Annotated in this window: 10 protein-coding genes and 1 pseudogene; 5 read left to right on the top strand and 6 right to left on the bottom strand. The window is 70.8% G+C overall.

What is annotated here, in order from left to right:
* Positions 1-18 precede the first annotated feature (18 nt).
* The 5 genes from ACFT32_RS04545 to ACFT32_RS04525 form a co-directional block, all read right to left on the bottom strand.
* The gene (locus tag ACFT32_RS04545) at positions 19-1467 is read right to left on the bottom strand and encodes an MFS transporter (RefSeq protein WP_382485772.1); all 1449 of its coding nucleotides are present in this window, start codon (positions 1465-1467) and stop codon (positions 19-21) included.
* A gap of 78 nt (positions 1468-1545) precedes the next feature.
* Positions 1546-2433, bottom strand: coding sequence for a phosphogluconate dehydrogenase (NAD(+)-dependent, decarboxylating) (gnd, locus tag ACFT32_RS04540; protein WP_382485770.1), 888 nt, complete (start codon positions 2431-2433; stop codon positions 1546-1548).
* Between the two features lie 2 nt (positions 2434-2435).
* Positions 2436-3392: an NAD(P)-dependent oxidoreductase gene (locus ACFT32_RS04535; RefSeq protein ID WP_382485768.1), complete on the bottom strand. Its 957-nt coding sequence runs from the start codon at positions 3390-3392 to the stop codon at positions 2436-2438.
* On the bottom strand, positions 3389-4456 hold the full coding sequence (locus ACFT32_RS04530; protein WP_382485766.1) for an NAD(P)-dependent oxidoreductase: 1068 nt from the start codon (positions 4454-4456) through the stop codon (positions 3389-3391). The genes ACFT32_RS04535 and ACFT32_RS04530 overlap by 4 nt, the downstream gene beginning before the upstream one ends.
* Positions 4456-5418: a cyclase family protein gene (locus ACFT32_RS04525; RefSeq protein WP_382485764.1), complete on the bottom strand. Its 963-nt coding sequence runs from the start codon at positions 5416-5418 to the stop codon at positions 4456-4458. Before ACFT32_RS04525 ends, ACFT32_RS04530 begins: the two co-directional genes overlap by 1 nt.
* A 181-nt stretch (positions 5419-5599) precedes the next feature.
* On the opposite strand from ACFT32_RS04525, the gene ACFT32_RS04520 reads away from it, so the two are divergent.
* The 5 genes and pseudogenes from ACFT32_RS04520 to ACFT32_RS04500 all read left to right on the top strand — a co-directional run.
* The gene (locus tag ACFT32_RS04520; protein WP_382485762.1) at positions 5600-6394 is read left to right on the top strand and encodes an IclR family transcriptional regulator; all 795 of its coding nucleotides are present in this window, start codon (positions 5600-5602) and stop codon (positions 6392-6394) included.
* Positions 6395-6598: 204 nt separating this feature from the next.
* On the top strand, positions 6599-8167 hold the full coding sequence (locus ACFT32_RS04515) for a sugar ABC transporter ATP-binding protein (RefSeq protein ID WP_382485760.1): 1569 nt from the start codon (positions 6599-6601) through the stop codon (positions 8165-8167).
* A complete protein-coding gene (locus ACFT32_RS04510) occupies positions 8167-9393 on the top strand; it encodes an ABC transporter permease (protein ID WP_382485757.1) in 1227 nt (408 codons plus the stop codon). The genes ACFT32_RS04515 and ACFT32_RS04510 overlap by 1 nt, the downstream gene beginning before the upstream one ends.
* Before the next feature lie 166 nt (positions 9394-9559).
* On the top strand, positions 9560-10714 hold the full coding sequence (locus ACFT32_RS04505; RefSeq protein ID WP_382485754.1) for a substrate-binding domain-containing protein: 1155 nt from the start codon (positions 9560-9562) through the stop codon (positions 10712-10714).
* Positions 10715-10859: 145 nt separating this feature from the next.
* Positions 10860-11766, top strand: a pseudogene (locus ACFT32_RS04500) (transketolase); the annotation flags it as partial.
* A gap of 64 nt (positions 11767-11830) precedes the next feature.
* On the opposite strand, the gene ACFT32_RS04495 reads toward ACFT32_RS04500, so the two are convergent.
* Positions 11831-12898 carry a proline racemase family protein gene (locus ACFT32_RS04495; protein ID WP_382485751.1) on the bottom strand — a complete coding sequence of 356 codons (1068 nt, stop codon included), beginning with the start codon at positions 12896-12898 and terminating at the stop codon, positions 11831-11833.
* Positions 12899-12928: the final 30 nt, after the last annotated feature.

Genomic DNA, 12928 nt, shown 5'->3' with positions numbered 1-12928 from the left:
TGGCCCGGCGGACGCGGCTCAGTGCGCCGAGCGGTCGAACACCCTGTGGCGTGCGCTGTTCGGACGGACCGGTCCGGAGCCGGTGACCGACGATCCGGCGTCGGGTGCCAGACGTACGGCCTCGGCGACGGTGACCAGCGGGATCAGCGCCAGCAGCATGAACGCCACTTGGTACGGCGCCGCCGGTCCCCGCAGGCCGGCGAGTGAGGAGAGCGGGTCGGCGGCCCGCAGGGCGAGTGCCGCGAAGGCCACGCCCATGCCAGTTGCCAGCTGCTGGACGGTGCTGGAAAGGGCGTTGGCGGTACTGGTCCGGTCCGCTTCGATGTCGGCGAAGGCGATCGTGGTGTAACCGCTGAGCGAGATGGATCGGCACACACCGCTGATGAACAGCGCGGCGACCACCGCGGCCATCGGTGTGCGGTCGCCGATCAGGCCGCACAGTACGAAAGTGACCGCCGTCGCGGCCCCGTTGACCACAAGCACCTTACGGAAGCCGAAGCGCCGCAACAGCGGCGTGGTGAACGGTTTGACGGCGATGTTGCCGGCGAAGACGCTGATGAGCGCCAGACCTGACGTGGCGGGGCTCCAGCCGAAGGCCCCTTGGAACATCAGCGGCAGAAGGAACGGCACCGCGGTGATCGCGGCGCGGAACAGCGCTCCGCCCGCGTTCGAGACGAGGAAGGTCCGCACCCGCAGGGTCCGCAGATCGATCAGCGGATGCCCGGCACGCAGCAGGTGACGAGCGGCCAGTGCACACAGCATCGCTCCCGCCGCCGTCACGCTGCCCGCGACGGCCCACTTGGGCGGCTGGGCCCCGAAGAGCTCCATGCCGTAGACCAGCGCGGCGACCCCCGCCCCGCCGAGCACGAAGCCCACCAGGTCCAGCGGAGGGCGGTCCGGCTCCCGCTGTCCGCCGGGCACGAGCCGAAGCGCGAGTACGAGGGCCAGTACCCCGAGCGGCACGTTGACCAGGAAGATCCACCGCCAGGAGGCGTAAGTGGTGAACAGGCCGCCGAGCACGGGCGCCAGCACGGGGGCGACAAGGCCCGGCCAGGTGAGGTACGCGACCGCGCACATCAGGCCCGACTTGGCGGTACCGCGCAGCACTACCAGCCGGCCGACGGGGACCATCATCGCGCCGCCCACGCCCTGCAGCACTCGCATGACGACTAGTTCCGGGAGGCTGGTGGCTGTGGCGCACAGCAGCGAGGCCACAGTGAACAGCCCGATGGCCCAGGTGAACACCCGGCGGGCGCCGTACCGGTCCGCGGCCCACCCGCTGACGGGGATCAGTACGGCGACGGTGACGAGGTAGGCGGTCATGGCGACGCCGATGTCGACCGGGCGGACGTGGAGGGACTCGGCCATGTCCGGGGCCGCGGTGGAGATGATCGTGCCGTCCAGGAACTCCATGAAGAAGGCCCCGGCCACCAGCAGGGCCGCTGCTCTGCTGTTCCTTGCGCCCATCCGGGTATCCCTCCCGCGTGCCTGCTGCATACGTGCCGGGCCCCGTCGGCGCGGAACCCGGACTCGATTGATGGGCCGTCAGTTGCTGCTGGAGGTGGCCGCGTGGACGGCGTGGCCACCGAATTGCTGCCGCATTGCCGCGAGTGCCTTCAGCTGGGCGGCGTCCGGCTTGCGGGAGGCGAACCGGGCGAAGAGCGCGGCGGTCATGGCGGGAGCGGAGACCGCGAGGCGTACGGCCTCCTCGACCGTCCAGCGACCCTCGCCGGAGTCGTCCACCCGGCCGGACAGAGCGGCCAGCTCGGGATCCGCCTCCAGCGCCCGTACCTGCAGGTCGAGAAGCCAGGAGCGCACGACCGTGCCGTGCCGCCAGGAGGCGAGCACCTTCGGCACGTCGGGCACGAACTCGCTGGCCTCCAGCAGTTCGTAGCCCTCGGCGAGGGCCTGCATCATGCCGTACTCGATGCCGTTGTGGACCATCTTGGCGTAGTGCCCCGCGCCCACCGGACCGGCGTGGACGATGCCGTCCTCCTCGGGGGCCAGCGTCTCGAGCAGCGGCCAGACCCGCTTGACGTGCTCGTCTGTGCCGCCGCACATCACGGCGTAGCCGTTCTCCCTGCCCCAGATTCCGCCGCTGACGCCGCAGTCGACGTATCCGATGCCATGTTCGGCGAGCAGCGCGGCGTGCTCGGTGTCGTCGCTGAAGCGGGAGTTGCCGCCCTCGACGACCACATCGCCGGGCGAGAGCAGACTCGCCAGCTGCCGCAGGGCATTGCGCGTCGGGTCACCCGCCGGGAGCATCAACCACACCACGCGCGGAGCCGCCAGCTTGGAGATCAGTTCTTCGAGAGTGTTCACGTCGCGGTCGGGGTTGGTGCGGGCGTAGCCGAACACCTCGTGCCCGCGGTCGCGCCAGCGCGCCGCCATGTTGCCGCCCATACGGCCCAGTCCGACGATTCCTACCTGCATGTTCAGTCCCTTGTGTTGTGAGGGCGCCGAGTCTCAGCGGTGCCCGCGGGGGTGGTGGTGTCGGCGCCCAGCTCGTGCAGCAGCTTCAGGACGACGCTGTTGTCGAAGTCGCCCAGCCCCTGTGTCTCGACGGCCTCGTACAGCCGGGTGACGGTGTCGGCGAGCGGGAGGCGGACTCCCTCGTCGGCGGCGCTGTCCTGCACGAAACCGAGGTCCTTCAGCAGGTAGCGCGCGGGCCCGGAAGGGGTGAAGTCGCTGTGGGCGAGGTGGTGGTGTTTCTGGGCGAGCACCTCCGAGCGGGCGAGGCCGCCGGCCAGCACGTCCAGCACCGTCCCGGTGTCCAGCCCGCCGCGCTCGGCGAGCAGTACCGCCTCGGCGAGGGAGACGAGCGTCCCGGCGACGACGAGTTGGTTGCACGCCTTGGTGAGCGAGCCCGCGCCGACACCGCCCATGCGGCGCACCGTCCCGCCCATGGCCCTCAGGTAGGGCAGAACCCTGTCGTACGCGGCCGGGTCGGCACCCACCATGATCGACAAGGTGCCGTGTACGGCGCCGGTCACGCCCCCGCTGACGGGGGCGTCGACGACCGTGACACCGCGAGCGGTGAGGTCCTCGGAGAGGGCCCGGACCCGGACGGGGGAGACGGTGCCCATCACGACCAGGGTGTCCATCGCCCGCTCGGGCGGGGCGAGGAGGCCGTCCTCGGCCCGGAGCAGCGCGTCGACCTGCGGGAGGTCGGGCAGCATGGTGATGACCACGGACGCGGCGGCGGCCACCTCCGCCGGGTCGCCGGCTGTACGGCAGCCGGCGGCGCCGGCCGTTTCGAGCGCAGGACGGCTGCGGTTCCAGACGACGACGTCGAGCCCGGCCCTGGCGAGGTTGGTCGCCATCGGCAGGCCCATGGCGCCGAGCCCCAGGAAGCCGACGGTCTTCGGTGCGATCGCCGTCGTGACCGTCATGAGGAGGCTCCCAGCGGGGCCGGGCCACGGGCCGCCAGCGTCTCCAGCCGTTCCTTGACGGTGGCCAGGTCAAGGGCGTCGCGGTTGACGACGAAGCGGGGGGCGCGTCCTTCGGCGATGTCCAGGATCGCCCGCACCGCGCTGCCGCCGTTGCCCCGCGACATCTCGTCCGTCCAGGCCAGCGCGTGTGGGCTCAGCACGACGTTCTCCATGGTCAGCAGAGGGTTGTCCGCGGCGGGCGGCTCGCTCTCGAACACATCGAGGCCCGCGGCGCGGATTCGGCCCACGCGCAGCGCCTCGATCAGCGCGGCCTCGTCGACGATGGGGCCGCGGGCGACGTTGAGCAGGACGGCCGAGGGCTTCATCAGGGCGAGCCGGCGGGCGTCGACCAGGTGCCGGGTCTCCTCGGTCAGCGCGGCCATCACGATCACCGCGTCGGCTTCGGCCATCACCGTGTCGGCGTCCGTCAGCCGGGCCCCGAGCCGCTCGGCTGTGGCAGGCGGGCAGTAGGGGTCGTAGGCGATGATCTCGACCCCGAACGGGCGGAGCAGTTCCACCAGGTCGCCGGCGGTGTTGCCGAGCCCGAGCAGGCCGATACGGCGGCCGGTCAAGCCCTGGCCCATCCACTGCTCCTTCTCGGCCCAGCGTCGCTCGCGCACCAACCGGTCCTTGGCGACCAGGTTGTGCAGGACGGCCAGCAGCAGAGCGAGCGCGGCGGTGGCGACGGGGCGGCGGGCGCCGTCGGGGGTGATGGTGACCAGGGCGCCGTGCCGGGTGCACGCGTCCAGGTCGACGGTGTCGTAGCCGACGCCGAAGCGGGCGAAGAGCAGGGGCGGCCGAGCGGCCCCTGCGAAGGTGCGCTCGGTCACGGCGGGCGCCGCGAACAGAACGGCGTCCAGTCCGTCGACGTCGGCGGCGAGGAGTTCGTCCGTGGTGCGCGGAAGGTAGTGCCAGTCGACGCCGGCGGAGTCGAGTTCGCCGAGGCGGATGTCGCCCCAGACGCTGCGTCCGTCGGCGTCGAGGAAGTCCCCGCTGACACCGACGCGGATGGTCCCGCGCCCCATCACAGCACCGCCACCGGGTTGACGGGCGAGCCGGTGCCGCCGGGGATGTTCAGCGGGGCCACGGTCATCATGAACGCGTAGCGGCCGGCCTCCGCGCAGGCCGTGGAGAGCGCCTCCAGGTCGAGGTTGTCCAGCAGCGGCACGCCCATCGCGGTGATGGCGAGCGCGTGCACGGGGGAGGACACCCCCTCGACCGGGGAGGGCCGCACATCGCTGTCACCGTCGCCGCCGAGCAGGGCGATTTCCCGCTCGGCCAGCAGCGGCATCACGTCCACATGGAAGCCCGCGCTGGCGCTGTCCGGGTTCCAGGCGCCGAGCTCCCTGCGGCGGCGGAAGTGGCCGGAGCGCAGCAGCACCGCGTCACCCTCGCCGATCGTCACCCCGAGCGCCTTCTCGGCGGCGAGGACGTCGTCGGCGTGCACCGCCCGGCCGGGCTCCAGCCAGTCGGTGCCGAGGACGGCGGGCATGTCGATCAGGACGCCCTTGGTCACCAGGGGGCCGAGCGAGGAGACGGCGCCGAAGTGCGCCCCCCTGGCGTCGACGACCTCGTCGGCACTGCGGCCGTCGTACAGCTGCCCCTGGTAGGCGATGTGGGACAGCGCGTCGAGGTGGCTGACGCCCTTGCCGTGGTAGTCGACGGCGATGAAGTCCTTGTGGCACGTGGGCTCCGGGGCTTCGATGTCGCCCAGCTCGGACATGTAGTGCAGGGCCGGCTTGCCGTTGTCCGGGCCGGGCACCGTGTTCCACGGCAGCGCCATCGGGACGACGGTCCCGGTGCGTACCAGTGCGGTGGCCCGCTGGACGTGCTCGGCGGTCACCCGGTTCCAGGCGCCCCGGTCCGCGGGGGTCCAGCGCCCCCAGGTCCTGACGGTGTCGAAGAGGGAGTCGAACTCCTCGCGCGAGACGTGGGGCCCGTTGTCGGGCATGGAGGGCACGGAGGGGAGAGGCGGGGAATCAGTCATGTGCTGCTCAGCGCTCCAAGGCTTGGAGGGTGGCGTCGGCCGGCCCGGAAGGCGCGCTACGGTCGGGAATCTTGGGAGACTCGACAGCAAAAGCGTGCGCCGACGGCATTGTCGTTCGGGACGACACGAGGGACAATAACAACATGCTGAACGTCGAACAGAATGATGGGTGGAGTTGACGGTGAGCGCAAGCGACCCGGGAAGTCTCGTCCCGGCGGTGACGCGGGCCGTGGCGATCCTGGACACGCTCGGTGAGGCGGAGGGCCGCCCGCTGTCGGTCAGTGAGATCGCGCGTGCCCTGGGCCTGCCGAAGTCCTCAACGGGGAACCTCTGCGCCTCCCTGGAGGCGGCGGGCATGATCACGCGCAACGGGACGGGCTTCGGCCTGGGGCGCAAGCTGGTGGAACTGGGAGGCCGCTACCTGTCCACTGTGGACCAGCTGCGGGACTTCTACGAGCTGTGCCGGCGCAGCACGCACATCTCCCGCGAGACCGCCCGGGTCGCCGTCCTCGACGGTCTCGATGTGCTCTACCTGGCCAGGTATGACGGCACTCAGCCGCTGCGGCTCACCGCCAACATCGGTGACCGCTTCCCCGCCAACTGCACGGCGACCGGAAAGGCCATCCTGTCGACGCTGGATCCGGCGGTGGCCGAGGACCGGCTGCGCGGCCGTACCCTGCCCGCGCTCAGCGAGCGGTCCCTCACGTCCGCGCCCGGACTGCTGGCGGACCTGGCGGTCACCCGGGAGCGGGGTTACGCGATCGACGACGAGGAGGCCACGGCGGGCATCGTCTGTCTGGCCGTGCCGGTCACGGGCTTCCGTACCGACTCGGCACCCTTCGCGATCAGCGTCACCGTGCTCAAGGCGCGGCTCGACGACGAATTCCGCGAGGCGCTGCTCAAGGATCTGCGTGCCATCGTGACGGGGCTGGAGAACCCCATGATCCCGCAGGGGGTACCCGCGGGCGGCGGATGAGACCGTGCGGGGCCCTCCGCGCGGACGGGCCCTGCCGGCTGATCGGTGGCTTCACGGCGGCCGTACGGAACTTTCCGTACGGCCGCCGTAACTTTGGGGCAATAAATGCGGACGGGAGTATTGACCAGCATGCTGGTATGAGTTCAGGATTCTGGGCGAGCCGATGAAGTGGTCCTCGGCCTTGTAGATCCCGGAGAGAAGTCCGTGAACGACGCTCCCGATGACACAGCCCCCAGCGCCCCGCCGCTCGACAGCCATGCAGCCCCGGATCCGCTGGTGACCATCCGTGGACTGCGCAAGCGGTTCGGCGGCACCCTCGCCCTCGCCGACGTCGACCTCGACATCCACAGCGGCAGCGTCCTTGCCCTATTGGGGCACAACGGTGCCGGAAAATCCACACTCATCAAGATCCTCGCCGGGGTCTACCGCGCCGACGAAGGCCAGGTCAGCGTGGCCGGCCATCCCCTCGGCACCGACGCCGCGTCCACCGAGATGTCCTTCATCCACCAGGACCTGGGCCTGGTCGAGTGGATGACAGTCGCCGAGAACGTCGCCCTGGGCACCGGCTACCCCCGCCGCGGCGGCCTCGTCTCCTGGCGGCAGGTACGCCGGCGCTGCACCGAGGCCCTGGACATCGTCGCCGGGCACCTCGACCCCGACGCGGCCGTCGCCGACCTCACCCGCGCCGAACGCTCCCTGGTCGCGATTGCCCGCGCGCTGTCCACCCGGGCCCGCCTCATCGTCCTCGACGAACCGACCGCCAGCCTGCCCGCCGCGGACTGCGCCCGGCTCTTCGACGTCCTGCACACCCTGCGCGACCGCGGCCACGCCATCGTCTACGTCAGCCACCGTCTCGACGAGGTCTACCAGGTCGCCGACCGCTTCGCCGTCCTGCGTGACGGCCACCTCATCAGCCAGGGCCTCCTCGCCGACCACGGCCCCGACCGCATCGTGCACGACATCGTCGGCCACGAACCGGAGAGCCACCGGCCGCCCGCCCCCCACACCACGGGCGCCCCCGCCGCCACCATGCTGCACCTGACCGGCGTCACCGCCGAGGGCGTCGGCCCCGTGGACCTGGAACTGCGCGCCGGAGAGGTCCTCGGCATGGTCGGCCTCACCGGAGCCGGCCACATGGACCTCGGCCGCGCCCTTTCCGGAGCCAGGCCCTTCACCGGCGGCGACGTGCTGCTCGACGGCAGGCCGTACCGTCCCGGATCGGTCGCCGCCGCCGTCGACGCGGGCGTCGGCTTCGTCACCAGCAACCGCCAGGAGGAGGGCTGCGCCCTCGAACTCACCGTGCGGGAGAACTTCCTGGCCAACCCGCGTGCCGACGCCCGCACCCCATGGCGCTGGATCAGCCCGGCACGCGAACGCGCCGAAGCCACGTCACTCATCAAGCGCTTCGGAGTACGCCCCACCGACACCGAGGCACCGATCGCCACCCTGTCCGGCGGCAACCAGCAGAAGATCATGATCGGCCGCTGGCTGCGCCTGAGCCGACGCGTGGTGATCCTCGAGGAGCCCACCGCCGGAGTCGACGTCGGCGCCAAGGCCGAGATCTACCGGCTCCTGGACGACGCCCTCGCCGCAGGGCTCGCCGTCCTGCTCATCTCCACCGACTTCGAGGAGGTCGCCGACGTGTGCCACCGCGCCCTGGTCTTCGTCCGGGGCGGCGTGACGGCACAACTGTCCGGCGAAGCCCTCACCGTCACCGAACTCACCCACGCCGCGTCGGCCATGCCGGCGCTGACCGGAACGGGCAACCACTGATGGCCACCGAGACAGAGTCCGCCCGCCGCGCACAGCGGTCCACGACCGGCGGCGGCACCAGCACGCCCCCGACTGCCCGCACGATCGGCACCACTCCCGACGGGCCCTCCCGCTCCACGGGCACCGGTGGCCGACTTGGCCGACTGCGCGGCCACCTGATCGGCACCTACGGCCTGCTCACCCTCGTCGTCCTGCTGTTCCTGGTCTTCTCCCTCGCCCTGCCGGACACCTTCCCCACCCTGGACAACGCCTCCTCAATCCTGTCCAACCAGTCGATCCCGGCGATGCTCGCGCTCGGCGCGATGATCCCGATCGTCACCGGCAAGTTCGACCTGTCCGTCGGCTACGGCCTCGGCTTCGCCCACGTGCTGGCGATGCAGCTCATCGTCCACAATGGCTGGCCCTGGCCGCTCGCCTGCCTCGTCGTCATCCTCGGCGGGGGCCTCATCGGCGTGTTCAACGGCCTGCTGGTCGAGTTCGCCAGGATCGACTCCTTCATCGCCACCCTCGGCACCGGCAGCGTGCTGTACGCCTTCACCGGCTGGATCACCGACGGCGCGCGCATCGTCCCCGGCCCGCAGGGGCTGCCCCCGGCCTTCACGGACCTTTACGACTCGAAGTTCCTCGGCCTGCCCGTGCCCGCCTTCTACGTCCTCGGACTCGCCGTCCTGCTCTGGTTGCTGCTGGAACGACTGCCGCTGGGCCGATACCTGTACGTCATCGGCTCCAACGCCCGAGCAGCCGACCTCGTCGGTATCCCCACCCGCCGCTACGGCATCTACGCCTTCGCCGGTTCCGGCATCGTCGTCGGCTTCGCCGGAGTCCTGCTCGCCGCCCAGCAGCAGATCGGCAACCCCAGTGTCGGCATGGACTACCTGCTCCCCGCCTTCGTAGGCGCGCTGCTCGGCTCCACTGCCATCAAACCCGGCCGGGCCAACGCCGCCGGCACCGTCGTCGCCGTCGCCGTCCTCGCCATCGGCCTCGCCGGCATCCAGCAGCTCGGCGCCGAGTTCTGGGCCACGTCCCTGTTCAACGGCGGCACTCTCCTCGTCGCTGTCGGCCTGGCCGGCTACTCGGCCCGCCGCAGGCTGCGCGCCGGGGCCACCGCCACCCGCACGTCGCTGTCCGAGCCACCGATGTCCTCCGCGCCGGTGCCCGCGACAGCCCCCGGCAAAGCCCCCGACGGAGAACCCCCGCAGCCGACCGCGACAGCGGACCAGGCCTGACCACGACCGATCACCGGCCCGTTTCGCCCCGCTACGAACCCTGCCCGGGTTCGCCCCGCGACGCATTCCCGCCCCGCCACAGGCCGTGGCCGCTGTAGCCGTCATGAGCCCGACCAACCCCTGTTGCGCTTCCCGCCGCCCCTGTTCGCCAGCAAGGAGCCCGCACGTGTCCCACCACCTCACTCGTAAGGCATCCCTGAGAGCCACGGCCGTCCTCGCCCTGGTCACCGCCTCCGCCGTCGGCTGCACCCGTGGTTCGGAGAGCGGGGCCGCCACCAACGTCGGTTCCTCCAAGGCCGGCTGCCCCGCCGTCCTCGCCGAGGCCAAGAAGGCGGTGAAGGCGGCCGAGGACGTCAACGCCCCCTGGGACGGACCGACCACCGGCCTCAAGGCGGCCTCCGGCAAGACCATCGTCTACGTCGCCCAGAGCATGACCAACCCGGGAGTCGCCGGCGCCGCCGAAGGCGTCAAGGAAGCCGCCAAGGCCATCGGCTGGAAGGCGCGGATCATCGACGGCCAGGGCACCCCGGCCGGTATCCAGGCCGCCCTCAGCCAGGCCGTCGCCGTCAAGCCCGACGGCATCGTGCTGTCCGGCTTCGACCCCAAGTCGACCGCCCAGCAGGTCGCCCAGGCCAACACCGCCGGGATCCCGCTCATCGGCTGGCACGCCGTCGACACCCCCGGCCCGAGCAAGGACCCGAAGCTCTTCACCAACGTCACCACGAAGGTCCAGGACGTCGCGAAGATCAGCGCCGACTGGATCATCAGCCAGTCCAACGGCCGGGCGGGCGTGGTGGTCTTCACCGACGCCTCCATACCGTTCGCCAAGGGCAAGTCGGACCTGATCGAGAAGGAACTCGCCACCTGCTCCGACGTCAAGGTCCTGACGACGTCCAACATCCCCATCGCCGACGCCAGCAACCGCACCCCGCAGGAGGTGTCAGCCCTGCTGTCCCGCTACGGCACCAAGTGGACGCACTCCGTCGCCATCAACGACCTCTACTTCGCCGACGCCGCCCCGTCGCTCCGCGCGGCGGGCAAGCAGGGCAACGGCGCCCCGTTCAGCATCGGTGCCGGTGACGGCGACCCGTCCGCCTTCCAGCGCATCAACAGCAAGCAGTTCCAGGCGGCGACGGTTCCCGAGCCGCTGTCCGAGCAGGGCTGGCAGATCGTCGACGAGTTCAACCGGGCCTTCGCCGACAAGCCCGCGAGCGGCTACGTCGCTCCGGCCCACATCACCACGGCCGCCAACAGCGGCGGCAAGTCCTCCTGGGACCCCACGGGATACCGCGAGGCGTACCGCAAGCTCTGGGGGAAGTGATCCGCACGGTGACGGCCTGCCCCTCCCGCTCCGCCCGGCGGGAGGGACGCGCCGCGCCTGCCTCTCCTCGTCGTCTCCCAGCTGTCCTTCACCACTCTGGAGCTCACTCGTGACCCCGTCCCCGCCCGTGGACGCAGCTTCCCGCATTCCCGTGGCCCCCTTCGCGTGGACCGAGTTGGACACGCGAGCCGTCGACACCGCCCGCGTCCTGGCCGCCGACGCCGTACAGAAGGTCGGTAGCGGCCATCCGGGTACGGCGATGAGCCTCGCGCCCGCCGCGTACACCCTCTTCCAGAAGGTGATGTGCCACGACCCCTCCGACCCCGCCTGGACCGGCCGCGACCGGTTCGTGCTGTCCGCGGGCCACTCGTCCCTGACTCTCTTCACCCAGCTGTACCTGGGCGGTTTCGGCCTGGAGCTGGATGACCTGAAGGCGTTCCGCACCTGGGGCTCCAGGACGCCGGGCCACCCCGAGTACGGGCACACGGCCGGTGTGGAGACGACGACCGGCCCGCTGGGCCAGGGTGTCGCCAACGCGGGTGGGCATGGCGATGGCCGCCCGTTACGAGCGCGGCCTGTTCGACCCGGACGCGGCGCCGGGCGAGTCCCCCTTCGACCACCACGTCTTCGCGATCGCCGGTGACGGCTGCCTCCAGGAGGGCATCTCCGCCGAGGCGTCCTCGCTGGCCGGCCACCAGAAGCTCGGCAACCTGGTCCTGCTGTGGGACGACAACCACATCTCGATCGAGGGCGACACGGAGACGGCCGTCTCCGAGGACGTCGCCGGACGGTACGCGGCGTACGGCTGGCACGTGCAGCGCGTCGAGCCCCAGGAGAACGGCGCCCTCGATGTGGCGGCGCTGTTCGAGGCGATCGAGAAGGCCAAGGCGGTCACCGACAAGCCGTCCTTCATCGCGATGCGCTCGATCATCGCCTGGCCCGCCCCGAACGCGCAGAACACCGAGGCCGCGCACGGCTGGGCGCTGGGCGAGGAGGAGGTCGCGGCCACCAAGCGTGTCCTCGGCTTCGCCCCGGAGCAGCACTTCGAGGTCGGGACGCACTGTGCGGCCAGGCCCGCCCAGCTGCACAGTGGTGCCCTCGCTGAGAACTCGTCTTCTACTCGGCAGCCGACCAGACAGGCCCGAGGTGGTCGATCGACCGCATCCAGGTATCGGCGACGGTGAAGCCGCGTGGGAACGGATCGGTCGGGTCCACGCCCATCTGATAGAGCCCGGTGATCCATGCCTGCCCGGCGACTCTGGGAACCACCGCGTCGTACGGGCCGACCGTGGCGGTATCCAGCACCGAACTCTCGAACCTGCTCCCGATGAGGGACTCGTGGATGAACGGCTCGCCCTGCGCGATCTGCCCCCTGGCATGCATGGTGGCGAGCCGAGCTGATGTCCCGGTGCCGCATGGGGAGCGGTCCACTCGTCCGGGCGATACGACGACCGTGTTGCGGGAGGTGAGGATGCCCTCCTCCCGGCGGAGTGGGCCGGTGAACTCGGTGTTCGTGATGCCGGGGATCTCGGGGTTGTCCGGATGGCACACGATGATCTGCTCGGCCGCGGCCTTCTTGATCCGTTGTCCGAGTTCGCACAGCGTGCGCGCCTCGGAGGGATGCAGCTCGACGCCGATCCTCTCAGCGTCCACCAGGACGTACGTCATCCCGCCGTACGCGATGTCGACGACGATCTCACCGAGTCCCTCGACTTTGACCGGCTTCTCCAGGAAATAGCAGAAGGCCGGCTGGTTGACGAAGCGGACCCGGACCACCTTGCCGTCCTCGCAGTCGCACTCAACGCGGATGAGCCCCGCCGGAGACTCCAGGGCCAGGTTGGTCACCGGCTCGGTCATCGGCAGGATGCCCGTCTCCAGGAGCACGGTCGCGACACACATGGTGTTCGAGCCCGACATGGCCGGGTACTCCGTGGACTCCAGAATGATGTACCCCATCTGAGCCTCGGGGTGGCGGGAGGGGACGAGGATGTTGGCGTTGTGGTGCGCGGCGCCGCGCGGCTCGAAGAGGAGCATGCGGCGCAGGTCGTCCTGCTGGGTGGCAAGATACGTCCGCATGTCGAATACGGTCTCTCCGGGTATGCCGATGACGCCCCCCACGACGACGCGGCCACTCTCACCCTCGGCGTGACAGTCGACGACGGTGAGGGTCTTGTTCCAGCGCATGTTGACCAGCTCCGCTTATTCGGACACTGC

It is taken from the genome of Streptomyces sp. NPDC057002 (assembly GCF_042673825.1).
In the GTDB taxonomy this organism is placed as follows: domain Bacteria; phylum Actinomycetota; class Actinomycetes; order Streptomycetales; family Streptomycetaceae; genus Streptomyces.
Note: the sequence above shows the minus strand (reverse complement) of the source record. Positions and strands in the feature narration are given on the sequence as shown.